The organism is Acidihalobacter aeolianus (assembly GCF_001753165.1).
GTDB classification, from domain to species: domain Bacteria; phylum Pseudomonadota; class Gammaproteobacteria; order DSM-5130; family Acidihalobacteraceae; genus Acidihalobacter; species Acidihalobacter aeolianus.
The window spans coordinates 2063001-2076750 of the sequence record NZ_CP017448.1 but is presented as its reverse complement, the minus strand read 5'-3'; the positions used below and the strand labels follow the sequence as shown (position 1 = coordinate 2076750).

The 13750-nt window shown below is 65.9% G+C and carries 17 protein-coding genes; 13 read left to right on the top strand and 4 right to left on the bottom strand.

What is annotated here, in order from left to right; all coding sequences use genetic code 11:
- Window positions 1–70: 70 nt before the first annotated feature.
- The 13 genes from BJI67_RS09495 to BJI67_RS09435 all read left to right on the top strand — a co-directional run bounded on the left by BJI67_RS09495 (window position 71) and on the right by BJI67_RS09435 (window position 10499).
- The gene (locus tag BJI67_RS09495) at window positions 71–316 is read left to right on the top strand and encodes a glutaredoxin family protein (RefSeq protein ID WP_070072834.1); all 246 of its coding nucleotides are present in this window, start codon (window positions 71–73) and stop codon (window positions 314–316) included.
- Window positions 309–2111 carry a translation elongation factor 4 gene (gene lepA / locus BJI67_RS09490; RefSeq protein WP_070072833.1) on the top strand — a complete coding sequence of 601 codons (1803 nt, stop codon included), beginning with the start codon at window positions 309–311 and terminating at the stop codon, window positions 2109–2111. The genes BJI67_RS09495 and lepA overlap by 8 nt, the downstream gene beginning before the upstream one ends.
- A gap of 61 nt (window positions 2112–2172) precedes the next feature.
- The gene (gene lepB, locus BJI67_RS09485) at window positions 2173–3012 is read left to right on the top strand and encodes a signal peptidase I (protein ID WP_070072832.1); all 840 of its coding nucleotides are present in this window, start codon (window positions 2173–2175) and stop codon (window positions 3010–3012) included.
- A 71-nt stretch (window positions 3013–3083) separates the two neighbouring features.
- Window positions 3084–3470, top strand: a complete 387-nt coding sequence (locus tag BJI67_RS09480) for a DUF4845 domain-containing protein (RefSeq protein ID WP_070072831.1) — start codon at window positions 3084–3086, stop codon at window positions 3468–3470.
- Window positions 3463–4155: a ribonuclease III gene (gene rnc, locus BJI67_RS09475; RefSeq protein WP_070072830.1), complete on the top strand. Its 693-nt coding sequence runs from the start codon at window positions 3463–3465 to the stop codon at window positions 4153–4155. The genes BJI67_RS09480 and rnc overlap by 8 nt, the downstream gene beginning before the upstream one ends.
- Entirely contained in the window at window positions 4145–5071 is a 927-nt protein-coding gene (gene era, locus BJI67_RS09470) for a GTPase Era (protein ID WP_070072829.1), read from the top strand. Before rnc ends, era begins: the two co-directional genes overlap by 11 nt.
- Complete coding sequence (gene recO, locus BJI67_RS09465) at window positions 5056–5805, top strand: DNA repair protein RecO (protein WP_197512957.1); 750 nt, start codon at window positions 5056–5058, stop codon at window positions 5803–5805. Before era ends, recO begins: the two co-directional genes overlap by 16 nt.
- A 28-nt stretch (window positions 5806–5833) precedes the next feature.
- Window positions 5834–6556, top strand: a complete 723-nt coding sequence (gene pdxJ / locus BJI67_RS09460; protein WP_070072828.1) for a pyridoxine 5'-phosphate synthase — start codon at window positions 5834–5836, stop codon at window positions 6554–6556.
- Window positions 6556–6939 carry a holo-ACP synthase gene (acpS, locus tag BJI67_RS09455; protein ID WP_070072827.1) on the top strand — a complete coding sequence of 128 codons (384 nt, stop codon included), beginning with the start codon at window positions 6556–6558 and terminating at the stop codon, window positions 6937–6939. Before pdxJ ends, acpS begins: the two co-directional genes overlap by 1 nt.
- Before the next feature lie 22 nt (window positions 6940–6961).
- On the top strand, window positions 6962–7852 hold the full coding sequence (cysM, locus tag BJI67_RS09450) for a cysteine synthase CysM (protein WP_038087338.1): 891 nt from the start codon (window positions 6962–6964) through the stop codon (window positions 7850–7852).
- Between the two features lie 5 nt (window positions 7853–7857).
- Entirely contained in the window at window positions 7858–8631 is a 774-nt protein-coding gene (locus BJI67_RS09445) for a 3'-5' exonuclease (protein WP_197513398.1), read from the top strand.
- Between the two features lie 2 nt (window positions 8632–8633).
- A complete protein-coding gene (rlmD, locus tag BJI67_RS09440; protein WP_070074067.1) occupies window positions 8634–9974 on the top strand; it encodes a 23S rRNA (uracil(1939)-C(5))-methyltransferase RlmD in 1341 nt (446 codons plus the stop codon).
- A gap of 141 nt (window positions 9975–10115) precedes the next feature.
- Window positions 10116–10499 carry a DnaJ family domain-containing protein gene (locus BJI67_RS09435; protein ID WP_070072825.1) on the top strand — a complete coding sequence of 128 codons (384 nt, stop codon included), beginning with the start codon at window positions 10116–10118 and terminating at the stop codon, window positions 10497–10499.
- A 16-nt stretch (window positions 10500–10515) separates the two neighbouring features.
- Here BJI67_RS09435 and BJI67_RS09430 read toward each other — a convergent pair whose 3' ends face one another.
- From BJI67_RS09430 to moeA, 4 genes are all read right to left on the bottom strand, one after another.
- Window positions 10516–11016 (bottom strand): SixA phosphatase family protein, encoded by a 501-nt coding sequence (locus BJI67_RS09430; protein WP_070072824.1) that lies wholly within the window; start codon window positions 11014–11016, stop codon window positions 10516–10518.
- 50 nt (window positions 11017–11066) lie between these two features.
- Window positions 11067–11507: a host attachment protein gene (locus tag BJI67_RS09425; protein ID WP_070072823.1), complete on the bottom strand. Its 441-nt coding sequence runs from the start codon at window positions 11505–11507 to the stop codon at window positions 11067–11069.
- A gap of 146 nt (window positions 11508–11653) precedes the next feature.
- Window positions 11654–12478 (bottom strand): DUF929 family protein, encoded by an 825-nt coding sequence (locus BJI67_RS09420; RefSeq protein WP_070072822.1) that lies wholly within the window; start codon window positions 12476–12478, stop codon window positions 11654–11656.
- A gap of 13 nt (window positions 12479–12491) precedes the next feature.
- Window positions 12492–13739 carry a molybdopterin molybdotransferase MoeA gene (gene moeA, locus BJI67_RS09415; RefSeq protein WP_070072821.1) on the bottom strand — a complete coding sequence of 416 codons (1248 nt, stop codon included), beginning with the start codon at window positions 13737–13739 and terminating at the stop codon, window positions 12492–12494.
- Window positions 13740–13750: the final 11 nt, after the last annotated feature.

Below are 13750 nucleotides of genomic sequence, written 5' to 3'. Positions count from 1 at the left end.
TTTTCGGCCTTCGATCTGCATAATTCGCTCCACTCCCGATGCGCCACACCGGCGCCAAGACGGCTGCGGAATGGAGACGAAAACGCTCACGCTGTATCACCGCGAAGGCTGCCATCTGTGTGAACAGATGGTTTATGCGCTTGCGCCCCTGTCGCAGGAGCTCGACTTCGTCGTCGAGCCGGTTGATATCGACAACGATCCCGCGCTGCGACAGCGCTTCAACGAAAAAATACCCGTGCTGATGGTCGGGGAGGACGTGGTGTGCTGCCACTTCCTCGACGAGAAGGCGCTGAGGCAGGCACTGACGGATGGCTAAGCCGCTTAAGAACATTCGCAATTTTTCGATCATCGCGCACATCGACCACGGCAAATCGACTCTGGCGGATCGTCTGATCCAGCTGTGCGGCGGCCTGAGCGAACGTGAAATGTCGGCGCAGGTGCTCGATTCGATGGACATCGAACGCGAGCGCGGCATCACCATCAAGGCGCAGAGCGTGTCGCTGGACTACAAGGCGGCCAACGGCGAGGTCTATCAGTTCAACATCATCGACACCCCCGGCCACGTCGACTTTTCCTACGAGGTGTCCCGCTCGCTGGCCGCCTGTGAGGGCGCGCTGCTGGTGGTCGACGCCTCCCAGGGCGTCGAGGCGCAGAGCGTGGCCAACTGCTACACGGCCATCGACCAGGGTCTCGAGGTGCTGCCGGTCCTCAATAAGATCGATCTGCCCGCGGCCGAGCCCGACCGCGTGATCAACGAGATCGAGGAGATCATCGGCATCGAGGCGCACGACGCGCTGCGCATCAGCGCCAAGACCGGCGAGGGCGTGCCCGAACTGCTGGAACAGCTGGTGACCCGCATCCCGCCGCCCGCCGGTGACCGCGACGGCCCCCTGCAGGCCCTGATCATCGATTCCTGGTTCGACAACTACGTCGGCGTGGTGGCGCTGGTGCGCGTGGTGTCCGGCCGCCTCACGCCGCGCCAGCGTATCCAGGCGATGTCCACGGGGCGCCAGCACCAGGTCGACAAGGTCGGTACCTTCCGTCCCAAGCCGACGGTGACGGAAAGCCTGGAGGCGGGCGAGGTGGGCTACATGATTGCCAGCATCAAGGAGATCGACGGCGCCAAGGTGGGCGATACCCTGACCGGCGTCGACAATCCCGCGCCGAAGCCGCTGCCCGGCTTCAAGGAAGTACAGCCGCGCGTTTTCGCCGGCATCTTCCCGGTAGAGTCCGACGACTACGAGAACCTGCGCGAGGCCCTGGACAAGCTGCGTCTGAACGATGCCGCACTGGCCTACGAGCCGGAAACCTCGCAGGCGCTCGGTTTCGGCTTCCGCTGCGGTTTCCTCGGCATGCTGCACATGGAGATCGTGCAGGAGCGCCTGGAGCGCGAATACGACCTCGACCTCATCACCACGGCGCCGACCGTGGTCTACGAGGTGGTCACGACCAAGGGCGAAACGCTGCGCATCCACAACCCCAGCGATCTGCCGGCGGTGAACTATATCGGCGAAATACGCGAGCCGATCATCAGCGCGAACATCCTGGTGCCGCAGGAGTTCGTCGGCCCGGTGATCAGTCTGTGCGTGGAAAAGCGCGGCGTGCAGACCAAGATGCTGTATCTCGGCAAGCAGGTCTCGCTGGCCTATGACATGCCGCTCAACGAGGTGGTGCTCGATTTCTTCGACAGGCTCAAGTCGGTCAGTCGAGGTTTCGCCTCCTTCGATTACCATTTCCAGCGCTTCCAGGCCGCGCCCCTGGTCAAGGTCGACATCCTGATCAACGGCGAGCGCGTGGACGCGCTGTCGTTGATCCTGCACCGCGACACCGCACAGACGCGCGGGCGCGACCTGACGGAGCGGATGAAGGAACTGATTCCCCGTCAGATGTTCGAAGTGGCGATCCAGGCGGCCATCGGCTCGCACATCATCGCGCGCTCCAGCGTCAAAGCCATGCGCAAGAACGTGCTCGCCAAGTGCTACGGAGGCGACGTGTCGCGCAAGCGCAAGCTGCTCGAAAAGCAAAAGGCGGGCAAGAAGCGCATGAAGTCGGTCGGCCGAGTGGAAATTCCGCAGGAGGCCTTCCTCGCCGTCCTGCGGGTCGATAAATGACGTGAATCATTGAGCGAATGTCGCGGCAGGTCCGCCTGCAGCGGGAAATTGGGAATCCCAGATGAATTTTGACTTGGAGTTTGTGCTTGTCGTCGGTGTATTTCTGACCGGCGTGATCTGGCTGGTGGATGCGCGCGTGTGGGGGCCGAAGCGCCGCAAGCAGGCCTTTGACAGCGGGGTGCATGGCAATGTGTCCGAGGAACCGGATAAGGATTCCTCTCGTGCCCCGTGGTATGTGGAGTATTCACGCTCCTTCTTCCCGGTGCTGCTGGCCGTGCTCCTGCTGCGCTCCTTCGTCGCCGAACCCTTCCGCATTCCCTCGGGCTCGATGATGCCGACGCTGCTCGTCGGTGACTTCATTCTGGTCAACAAGTTCGACTATGGGCTGAAACTGCCGCTAATCCATACCAAGATACTGCCCATCGGTGAGCCGCAGCGTGGCGACGTGGTGGTATTCCGCTACCCACGCGATCCTTCCATCGACTACATCAAGCGGATCATCGGCCTGCCCGGCGACACGATCACCTACGATGGCAACCAGCTTTACATCAACGGCAAGCTGGTGCCGACCAAGATCGTCGGCCGTTACGCCGGCGAGGGTCCGAACCACCTGATGGGCGGCGCGCTGGTGGAGCAGGAGGACCTGCCACGACGCAACGGCAGCGTGGTCAAGCACGATATCCTGATCATCCCGGGCCGCCCCGTCCCGACCGGGAGTGTGGTGGTGCCCAAGGGCGAATACTTCGTTATGGGCGACAACCGCGACGACAGCAACGACAGCCGTTATTGGGGGTTCGTCCCGCAGAAGAATCTGGTCGGGCGCGCCTTTCTGATATGGTTCAACTGGGATTTCCAGGACGGGCAGATCAACTTCCATCGAATCGGCGACTTGATTCCCTGACGCGGTAGCTTTCCTCAGGCCGCCAATACTCAGAAATACACAGGCTTGGACGTCATCGGAGGGTGAGTAAGATGCAAGGTAGACAAGGCCAAAAGGGCGCGTCGTACGCCTCGATCCTGATACTTGTCGCCCTGGTGGGCGTATTGTTTGTCATCGGGGTACGCCTTTTCCCGGTATACATGGACTATTACAACGTGCGTTCGATCATGAACGAAGTGGCGCATTCGCCAGGTATTGGCTCCAAGAACTACCTACAGGTTTGGAACTCGATCAACACGCGTTTCGATATCAACAATATCGACGATGTGCATCGCAAAGATTTCAAGATGAATACCGTCGGCAACGAGACCACGCTGACCATCGACTATCAAGTCAAGCGCCATCTGCTGGCCAATATCGACGGGCTGATGACCTTCAAGTATTCCGTACACTACCAACATACCGGCAGCGGTGACTGAAGCCTCTCTTCCCGACTGGATCCCGTCCGCGCTGAGGGCGTCGCCGCTGTGCCTGCAGGCTCTGACCCACCGCAGTGCCGGCGGCAGCAATTACGAACGCCTGGAGTTCCTGGGCGACGCGCTGCTCGGTTTGATCGTCGCCGAATGGCTGTACGATTCGCTGCCCAGGGCAAGCGAAGGCGAGCTGAGCCGAGTGCGTGCCTCGCTGGTCAAGCGCGAGACCCTGGCATCGATTGCCCGCGAACGAGCGCTGGGTGACTATCTCCGTCTGGGGCAGGGAGAACTCAAGAGCGGCGGCTTCCGGCGCGACTCCATTCTGGCCGACGTGGTCGAGGCGCTGATCGGTGCGCATTACCTGGAACTGGGCTTCGAGGAAACGCGCTCGTTCGTGCATGTCCTGCTCGGCCGACGGCTGGAGCACCTGCCCAGCGCGGAGAGTCTCAAGGACCCCAAGACCCGGCTGCAGGAGCGGCTGCAGTCGACCGGGCGAGCGCTGCCCGTGTATGAAATCATCGAGGCGACCGGCGAGCCGCATCAGCAGAATTTCCGCGTGCGCTGCAGTCTGAGCGACGCCGATCTGACGGCGGAGGCCACCGGCAGCAGTCGGCGCAAGGCGGAACAGGCCAGCGCGGAAACGATGCTGGAGTTGCTCGACGAACGCGGAGCGGACGCCCATGGCCGATAAGAACGAAACCCTGCACGCCGGAAGCGTCGCCATCGTCGGCCGGCCGAATGTCGGCAAATCCACGCTGCTCAACCGCCTGCTGGGGCAAAAGCTGTCGATCACGGCCGACAAGCCGCAGATCACGCGTCATCGCATACTGGGACTTGTCGACCTGCCGGCGGGGCAGATCGCGCTGCTCGATACGCCCGGCATCCACCGCATTCCCGGCAAGCGCGCCCTGAACCAGGCGCTCAACCGTACCGCGCTCGGCGCCCTGGCAGAGGCGGATCTGGTCTGGTTCGTGGTGGCCGCGGACCGCTGGGACGACGAGGACGAACATATCCTGGCGGCGCTGCGCCGCGAGGGGCTGCCCGTCATGCTGGTGGTCAACAAGATCGACCGGCTGCGCGAGCGCGAGCGTTTGCTGCCCTATCTCGAACGTGTCGGCGTGCTGTACGATTTCGTGGAAATCCTGCCGGTGTCGGCGCTCAAGGGCGACAACGCGCAGCGTCTGGCCGAAGCGGCCCTCAAGCATCTTCCTGCGGTCGAGGAGCGGCCATACGACCCCGACCAGCTTACCGACCGCAGTCTGCGTTTCGTCAGTGCGGAGTTCATCCGCGAACATCTGGTGAGAAGCCTGGGCGAGGAGGTGCCGCACGCCGCCGCGGTGACCATCGACAGCTTCGAGGAAAAGCCGACGCTGACGCGTATCTCCGCGACTATCTGGGTCGAGCGTGACGGGCAGAAGGCGATCGTCATCGGGCGCGGCGGGGAGCGTCTCAAGAGCATCGGCAGCAAGGCCCGCAAGGCCATCGAGCAATTGCTGGGCACACGGGTTTTCCTCGAACTGTGGGTCAAGGTCCGCCCCGGCTGGCAGGACGACCCGCGGTTTCTGCGGGAGCTGGAGCTGGAAGAGCCGCGGTGGCCGAAAACCTGAGTGCGGAAGGCTACGTGCTGCATGCGCGCAGCTACCGCGAAACCAGCCTGCTGGTCGAGATCGTCACCCTAGAGCATGGTCGCGAAGGCGTGGTCGCCCGCGGCGCACGCAGCCGACGCGGCGAGGCGGCAGCCAGGTTGCAGCCGTTTCGCCGCCTGCACCTCGGCTGGCGCGCGCAGGGCGATCTGGGCACCCTGACCGGCGTCGAGGAACTGGATTGCCATCGCCTGCCGCCCGCCGTCGTCGGCGTGGGGCTGTACCTTAATGAACTGCTGATGCGCCTGTTGCCGCGCCACCAGGAAGTTCCGGACATCTACGAGGCCTACACCGCCGCGCTGCGCTCGCTGACGGCCAAACTGCCGGTCGAACCGGTGCTGCGCAGCTTCGAGCTGCGTCTGCTGGCCGGGCTGGGCTACGCGCCCGCGCTGGACCGCGAAGCCGATACCGGCGCGGATCTCGATCCGGCGCGATACTACCGCCTGTTGCCGGAGCACGGTCCGGTGGCTGCGACGTCCGGCGCGACCGGTTCGGTGAGCGGCGCGGCGCTGCTCGCGATGGCGCGCGAGGACTGGTCGGAACCGGAAACCCTCGCCGCGGCCAAGCGCGTCCTGCGCAGCGCCCTGGAGGCCCAGCTCGGTCCGCGAGGCCTGCGCACGCGGAGCCTGCTCGGCGGCTTGGCACGTTACCGCAGAATGGCCGAGAATGAGCGGCCTACCGACCGCTCGGACGATTGAGCACTCCCATTCCCGGACAGGCAAGCACATGAAACTCGGCGTCAACATCGACCACGTGGCCACCCTGCGGCAGGCGCGCGGTACACCTTATCCCGATCTCACGCAGGCGATCGCTGCCGTCGAGCGCGGCGGCGCCGACGCGATCACGCTGCATCTGCGCGAGGACCGACGGCACATTCAGGATGCCGACGTGCTCGGCATCCACGATCATGTGACCACGCGCGTCAACCTGGAAATGGCGGCCACCGACGAGATGGTGGAGATCGCCTGCCGGGTGGGACCGGCCGACTGCTGCATCGTACCCGAGCGGCGCGAGGAACTGACCACCGAGGGCGGGCTCGACGTGACCGGCATGCAGACGCGCCTGCGCGAGGCCTGCGTGCGCCTGGCCGGCGCCGGGGTGCGTGTGTCGCTGTTTGTCGAACCTGACATCGCCATGCTGCCGGCGATCGTCGCCACCGGCGCACCGGTGATCGAGCTGCATACCGGGCGCTACGCCAATCTGCCGCCCGGCGCGGCGCGCGATGCCGAGCTGGAACGCCTGCGCCGGATGAGTGCCGAGGCGCATGCGGCGGGTATTCAGGTCAACGCCGGGCATGGTCTGGATTACGACAATGTCGACCCCGTGGCCGCCATTCCGGAGCTGGTGGAGCTCAATATCGGTCATTCCATCGTCTGTCGCGCGCTGTTCGTGGGGCTGGAGCAGGCGACCGAGGAGATGAAGGCGCTGATGCTGGCGGCGCGCGCCTAGTGGCCATCCGCGGCATCGGCGTGGATCTGGTGAGGGTGGCGCGGCTGGAGCGGCTGCATGCGCGCTACGGCGAGCGTCTCGCGGAACGCGTATTGCATCCAGACGAACGCCCGGGTCTTGCCGAGGCGCCGGAACCGGCGCGTTACCTGGCCAAGCGCTTCGCTGCCAAGGAGGCGGGCAGCAAGGCGCTCGGTACCGGCTTCGCGCTCGGCGTGAGGCTGCGCGATCTGCGGGTGGTGCACGACGACCTGGGCAAACCGGCGCTGGTGCTGAGCGGCGTCGCCGCCGAACGCGCGGCGGCACTGGGGGTGACCGGCTGCCATCTGTCGCTCAGCGACGAACACGAACACGTCATCGCGCTGGTGGTGCTCGAAGGCGCGTGAAGAACGGATCGAGGAGAGAGGCATGGAATACCCCACGATAGAGCAGTTCGTCGGCAATACGCCGCTGGTGCGCCTGCAACGCCTGCCCGGCGAGACCAGCAATGTCATCCTGGTCAAGCTCGAAGGCAACAACCCGGCCGGTTCGGTCAAGGACCGCCCGGCGCTGAGCATGATCCGGCATGCCGAGGAACGCGGCGAGATCAAGCCCGGCGACACCTTGATCGAGGCGACCAGCGGCAACACCGGCATCGCCCTGGCCATGGCGGCGGCGATCCGCGGCTACCGCATGGTGCTGATCATGCCGGACAACATGAGCGCGGAGCGCCGCGCCACCATGAAGGCCTTCGGCGCAGAGATCGTGCTGGTCACGCGCGCCGAGGGCATGGAAGCCGCCCGCGACCTCGCCCTGAGCATGCAGGCCGAGGGCAAGGGGCGGGTGCTCGACCAGTTCTCCAACCCCGACAACCCGCTCGCGCATTACGAAGGCACCGGCCCGGAGATCTGGCGCGACACGCACGGCGAGATCACGCATTTCGTCAGTTCCATGGGTACCACCGGCACCATCATGGGCAACTCCGCCTACCTCAAGACGCAGAACCCCGGGATCGAGGTCATCGGCGTGCAGCCGCAGGAAGGCGCGAGCATCCCCGGCATCCGCCGCTGGCCGCAGGCCTACCTGCCCAAGATCTTCGAGCCGGCGCGGGTTGACCGCGTCATCGACGTCTCGCAGGAGGCCGCGGAAACGACCATGCGCCGGCTGGCCGCGGAGGAGGGCATCTTCTGCGGCGTTTCCTCCGGCGGTGCGGTGGCGGCGGCGCTGCAGGTCTCGGCCGAGGTGGAGAACGCGACCATCGTCTCCATCGTCTGCGACCGCGGCGACCGCTACATCTCCACGGGGGTGTTTCCCGCGTGAACGTGATGGTGTTCGACATCGAGACGGTGCCCGACGTCGAGGGCGGGCGCCGCGTGTACGGGCTCGACGGGCTGTCCGACGTCGATGTCGCCCAGGCCATGTACCAGCTGCGCATGGCCAAGACCGGCGGGGACTTCCTTGCCCATCACCTGCACCGCATCGTCGCCATCTCCGTGGTGTTCCGCCACGCGGACCAGCTCAAGGTCTGGTCGCTGGGCGATCTCGATTCCGACGAGTCCGAGCTGCTGCGTCGCTTCTTCGACGGCCTCGACCGCTACACGCCCACCCTGGTGTCGTGGAACGGCGGCGGTTTCGATCTGCCGGTGATCCACTACCGCGCGCTGCGCCACGGCGTGCCCGCGCCGCGCTACTGGGAGGTCGGCGACGACGACCGCGAGTTCCGCTTCAACAACTACCTCAACCGCTTCCACTGGCTGCACACCGACCTCATGGACGTGCTGTCCGGCTACCAGGGTCGCGCCGTCGCGCCGCTCGACGAGGTGGCCACGCTGCTCGGCCTGCCCGGTAAGATGGGCATGAGCGGGGCCAAGGTCTGGGACGCCTATCAGGCCGGCGATCTCGCTGGCATCCGCGACTACTGCGAAACCGACGTGCTCAACACCTATCTCGTCTATCTGCGCTTCGAATACCTGCGCGGGCATCTCGGTGCAGAGGCCTACGCGGCCGAACAGGCGCGCGTGCGCGATCTGCTCGGTACGGCCGAGGCCGCGCACCTGCAGGAATTTCTCAAGGCCTGGGACGCGAACGGAGCGGATTGAGCGTGGCGCGCAGAAACAACCGGCGCCGCGGCCCGCCGCGAGCCCCGGCCGAACTGTCCATCGAATCGCTGGCTCAGGACGGGCGCGGCGTCGCACGGCTCGACGGCAAGGCCGTGTTCGTCGCCGGCGGGCTGCCCGGCGAGCGCGTGCGCGCCGCCTTCACGCAGACCCATCGCGACTACGACGAGGCCGAGGCGGAGGCGGTGCTCGCGGCCTCGCCCGAACGGGTCGAGCCGCGCTGCCCGCACTATGGCGTCTGCGGCGGCTGCAGCCTGCAGCATCTCGCTCCCGAGGCGCAGATCGCCGCCAAGCAGCGTGCCCTGCTGGAAGCCCTGTCGCGCATCGGCGGCGTCGCGCCGGAACGCGTGCTGGAGCCGCTCACCGCGCCGGTGTGGGGCTATCGGCGCAAGGCGAGACTGGGCGTGCGCTACGTCGCCAAGAAGGGGCGGGTGCTGATCGGGTTCCGCGAACGCCAGGGACGCCTGCTGGCCGACCTCGCGCGTTGCGAGGTGCTGGTGCCCGAGGTGGGCGAACGCTTCGGCGAACTGGCGTCGCTGATCGAGGGCCTGAGCGTACGCGAGCAGATCCCTCAGATCGAGGTCATGGCGGGCGACGGGACGATCAGTCTGGTGTTCCGCCACCTCGAACCCCTGAACGACGACGACCGCGCCCGATTGACCGCCTTTGCGCAGGACACGGGCCTGTTCGTTGCCCTGCAGCCGGGCGGGCCCGACACCATCGTCCCGTTGTGGCCGGAAGCGCAGCCACTGAGCTACGCACAGCCGGATTTCGGCACCCACGTGGATTTCCGCCCTGGCGATTTCATCCAGGTCAACGCCGGGATCAACCGCCAGATGGTCGTGCGCGCCCTTGAACTGCTCGACGTGCGGCCGGACATGGACGTGCTGGAGCTGTTCAGCGGCCTGGGCAATTTCACTCTGCCGCTGCTCGCCCGCGGGGCGCGGGTGGTGGCCGTCGAAGGCGACCCCGCGATGACCGAGCGCGCCGCGCGCAACGCGATCGCGAACGGTCTTGCCGGCGCCGAGCAGCACGCCGCCGACCTGTTCGCGCCAGACCCCAAGGCGCCCTGGCTCACCCGCCGCTATGACCGCGTGCTGCTCGACCCGCCGCGCTCCGGCGCGCGCGAGATGCTGCCGTACATCGCTCGTCTGGCGCCTGCGCGCATCGTCTACGTCTCCTGCGATCCGGCCACCCTCGCGCGCGATGCCGGGGAGTTGGCGAAGGTTCACGGCTACCGTCTCGAAGCGGCCGGCGTCATGGACATGTTCCCGCATACCGCCCACGTCGAGTCCATCGCTCTGTTCGTGCGTCCCGGCGCCTGAAAGCTTGCTAGGGACGGATTCTCGCCTCTACTGGCTTTGCTGCGGTGTGCATCTTCGCTATGTTGTCGGGAGCCCTCCTTGCAAAGTGGCTCAGGCGGCTCCCCACCGCATCGTGTGAACAGGCCCTAGGTCAGTGAATGCATGGACCCCGTAGACGCCATTGCCGAACGTCGAATCCGCGAGGCGCTCGAACGCGGCGAGCTGGACGATCTGCCTGGCGCGGGCCGTCCGCTCGAACTGGATGACGACGCGCATGTCCCGTCTGAACTGCGCGCAGCTTATCGTCTGCTCAAGAATGCCGGCTTTCTGCCCCCTGAAGTCGAACTGCGCCGCGAGATCGGCGAGGCCCAGGCACTCATCGATGTCTCGACCGAACCCGAGGAGCGTAACCGGGCGCAGCGTCGGTTGGAGTTGCTGCGCCAACGCCTGTGCGGCGATGCGCACCGCGACCTGCGGCTGGACGAGCAGTATTACCAGGAAGTCTGTGCGCGACTGGATACGCAGCAGGGTGGCGATCAGACCTAACCCGGTAAGCCGACTGTCAGTCTGCGTCGGGGTTTTTGGGGGTGTCGTAGGCGATGCGCGAGCCGCTGCCATAGGCGGCGTCGCGCCAGTGCGCGACCGGCAGACGGAGCGTGTAGGCGCCGGCAGTGGGGATGTTGTCGAGGCGGTCGTCGGCAAGCGCATTGGCGAACTGCGTCATCCCGGGGTTGTGCCCGACCAGCAGCAGGTTGTCGGCGTCGTCCGGTTGGGCGCGGAGTACGGCGAGCAGCCGGTCGCTGCTCGCCTCGTAGATGTGGGGCTCCCAGGCGATCTCGGCGCGCGGAAAGCCGAGGGCGTCGGCCACCGCTTCGGCGGTGGCGCGCGCCCTGACGGCCGGGCTGCTGATGATGCGCGTGGGCTTGAAGCCGCGCCGGGCGAGACGGCGACCCGTTTCGGGGGCATCGGTCTGCCCGCGGTCGTTGAGCGGACGGTCGAAATCGGTCAGATCAGGCTGCTTCCAGCTCGATTTGGCATGGCGCAGCAGGGTGAGCGTCTTCACGATCGGAATCGATTGGATGAACCGGTTCGCACGGCGGTACGGTGACCCGGTTACAGGAAGTCGGGCAGATGCCGACGCAGGTTCATCTCGTCGAGGGTGGTCAGGTCCTTGGCGATCTCGGTGGAGACTTTGCAGCGCAAGGTGTTACCCATGACCTCGCGCAGACGTCCGAGAAACGCCGGAGCGGCGGCGATGTGCAGTCGTTCGCAGGGCGAGTTCTGCATCACTTCGGCCAGTTTCTGACAGATCATGCGTGCGAAACGGGCCGCTTCCTCGGACTTGGGGTCGATTTTGGGTTCCATGGCATGACGGCTTTGTCCGCTGGCGTTGCGTGCGCGACCGGCCTTGTCGGTCACGATCTCGCGACTCTTCAAACGCGCCTCGCCGTCGATCCATGCGGCCTGCTCGATCAGCTTGCCGTTGCGCGAGTTGGAGCAGAAGAGGCGGGCGCGTCCCGCGTTGGCGACTAGAACCCAGATGGAATTGATCATATGCGTTGACCTCGCTGTGAGTGAAGGTGAACTGCATGCTGGGGGAGAGAGCCCCCTTGATCATTGAAGATGATCGGGCCGGCATGGGCAAGTCCGGTTCCGACGGACGGCACAGAGGCCGCCTGTCCGTCGGAACCGGCAGGCGCTCACGAAGTCGGTGGTAGCATCTGCGCGGCGGACTGGATGCCGGGTGCCTTGCACACCTCGGCGGGCTTCTGCTGCGTAGTCTGGCAGATCGCCGCGGTGATCAGATTGGCCTGCGGCATGACCACCTTGCTCAGCATGCCGTTCGGATCGGCCAGTTTGGCGGAGATCTGCGCCCAGTCCAGTTTGGCGAACAGCGCTGGATTAACCGGTGCGCCGAGCAGCAACCACCGGCCGCCGATGTACAGGAACGGAATACCCTCTGGGTGTGAGGTATAGGGTTCGGCATCGAATTTCTTGAACAGCTTCAGGGATTCTCCCTTGAGTGGCATGAGCGGATGGCCGAGGCGATCCGAGGTCTCCACGGGAACGAAGTCGACATAACGGCTGGTGTACTTGGCCTGGGCGAAACTCAGCGTGGTGGTGTTCGGATAGACGTCCTTGGGGCTTGAGCGCATGGTGCGCAGACCCTGGAAGTCGCCGAAGCGCATCAGCGCGATGGTCAGCGGCCAGCGAAGTGCGCCGCAGAAGGGGCAGTAGTCGGCGCCGATGTAGAGCACGGTGCTCTTGCCGGCGGCCTGCGCCGGATTGGGGCCGCTGAGCGATTGCATCGAGGTGTAATCCGGAGAGCGCTTGGCGGATAGCCCGTCGTGCGCGGCCTGTGCCAGATTCTTCATGATGGTGGACGAAACCGGTTGATCAAGCCCGGCGGGTGTGGGACTCGGTGCCAGGCTCCCCGCTTGCGCCATCGGGATTGCGAGCATGGGCAGGGCGACGAGGGCGAGCGCCGACAGGCGCAGCGTTGCGGTAATCCGAGAGTGACGCATGAAACAGGGCTCCCTAGCGAAAAAGTTCGTGGAACGGAATGACCTCGACCGCGGCGCCGGCTTCGACCGAAGCGGACTCGCGCGGCAGGCGGATCAGGCAGTTGGCTCGGCTCATGCCGCTGAGTATATGCGAAGCCTGGATGCCGGCGGCCTCGACTTCGAGCGTGCCGTCCGAGTGTTGTGTGAGACGGCCGCGCTGGAAGTCGGTGCGACCCGGCACCTTGCGCAGGGCCGAACGCGTCACCGCGTGCAGGACGAGCGGCGGCACGTAGGCCTCGCCGCGCAGGCGCTTGATGGCTGGGCGGACGAACAGTGCGAAGGTGACCATGGCGGAGACCGGGTTGCCCGGCAGGCCGAAGAACAGGGCGTTGCCGAAACGGCCGAAATTGAGCGGTCGGCCCGGTTTCATGGCGATCTTCCAGAATCCTGCGCCGCCACCCTCGCGCAGGATACGGGTCACGAAGTCGGCGTCGCCCACTGAAGCGCCGCCGGTGGTAACGATCAGATCCGCCTGTTCGGCGGCCTGAGCCATCGCGCCGCGGGTGATCGCCTCGTCGTCCGGCAGGTGACCGAGGTCGATCGCGTGTACGCCGGCATCGCTCAAAAGGCCGTGCAGGGTGATACGGTTGCTGTCGTAGATGTCGCCCTCGCGGAGTTCCTCGCCGGCCGCACGCAGTTCGTCGCCGGTGGAAAAATAGGCCACACGGGGCAGTCGGCGTACGTCGATCTCGGCCAGGCCCAGCGAGGCGAGTAGTCCGAGCTCCGCGGCGCCGAGGCGCTGCCCGGCGGAGAGGACGGTGGCACCTGCGCGCAGATCCTCGCCGGGGTGGCGGATGTTGGCGCCGGCTTGCGGCGACCTCTGCACGCGAATGCCGTCGCCTTCTACGGCCACGTGCTCCTGCTGCACCACGGTGTCGGTGTCGTGCGGGACCACGCCGCCGGTCATCACGCGCACGCACTCGCCGGCACCGACTTCGCCGCGGTACGGGCGGCCGGCAAAGGCCTCTCCGACGATGTGCAGGCGCTCGCCGGTTGCAAGATCGGCGTGGCGCAGGGCAAAGCCGTCCATCGCGGAATTGGCATGCGGCGGCACGTCGAAGGGTGCGGAAACGGCGTGCGCCAGCACCCGTCCGTGGGCGCTGCGCAGATCGACGCGTTCGCTGCCGCCGACCGGCTCGACGGTGTCGAGCACGCGCGCCAGCGCCTGTTCGACGGTCAGGGCTTCGAGATCGGTTTCGTCGCAACTGCTCGGGGTGCTCATGGATTCTCCGA

What these genes read in the sequence shown, in the direction of transcription:
- BJI67_RS09495 (WP_070072834.1), top strand. Translation starts at nt 71, where the DNA reads ATGGAGACGAAAACGCTCACGCTGTATCACCGCGAAGGCTGCCATCTG.
- lepA (WP_070072833.1), top strand. Translation starts at nt 309, where the DNA reads ATGGCTAAGCCGCTTAAGAACATTCGCAATTTTTCGATCATCGCGCAC.
- lepB (WP_070072832.1), top strand. Translation starts at nt 2,173, where the DNA reads ATGAATTTTGACTTGGAGTTTGTGCTTGTCGTCGGTGTATTTCTGACC.
- BJI67_RS09480 (WP_070072831.1), top strand. Translation starts at nt 3,084, where the DNA reads ATGCAAGGTAGACAAGGCCAAAAGGGCGCGTCGTACGCCTCGATCCTG.
- era (WP_070072829.1), top strand. Translation starts at nt 4,145, where the DNA reads ATGGCCGATAAGAACGAAACCCTGCACGCCGGAAGCGTCGCCATCGTC.
- pdxJ (WP_070072828.1), top strand. Translation starts at nt 5,834, where the DNA reads ATGAAACTCGGCGTCAACATCGACCACGTGGCCACCCTGCGGCAGGCG.
- cysM (WP_038087338.1), top strand. Translation starts at nt 6,962, where the DNA reads ATGGAATACCCCACGATAGAGCAGTTCGTCGGCAATACGCCGCTGGTG.
- BJI67_RS09445 (WP_197513398.1), top strand. Translation starts at nt 7,858, where the DNA reads ATGGTGTTCGACATCGAGACGGTGCCCGACGTCGAGGGCGGGCGCCGC.
- BJI67_RS09435 (WP_070072825.1), top strand. Translation starts at nt 10,116, where the DNA reads ATGGACCCCGTAGACGCCATTGCCGAACGTCGAATCCGCGAGGCGCTC.
- BJI67_RS09425 (WP_070072823.1), bottom strand. Translation starts at nt 11,507, where the DNA reads ATGATCAATTCCATCTGGGTTCTAGTCGCCAACGCGGGACGCGCCCGC.
- BJI67_RS09420 (WP_070072822.1), bottom strand. Translation starts at nt 12,478, where the DNA reads ATGCGTCACTCTCGGATTACCGCAACGCTGCGCCTGTCGGCGCTCGCC.
- moeA (WP_070072821.1), bottom strand. Translation starts at nt 13,739, where the DNA reads ATGAGCACCCCGAGCAGTTGCGACGAAACCGATCTCGAAGCCCTGACC.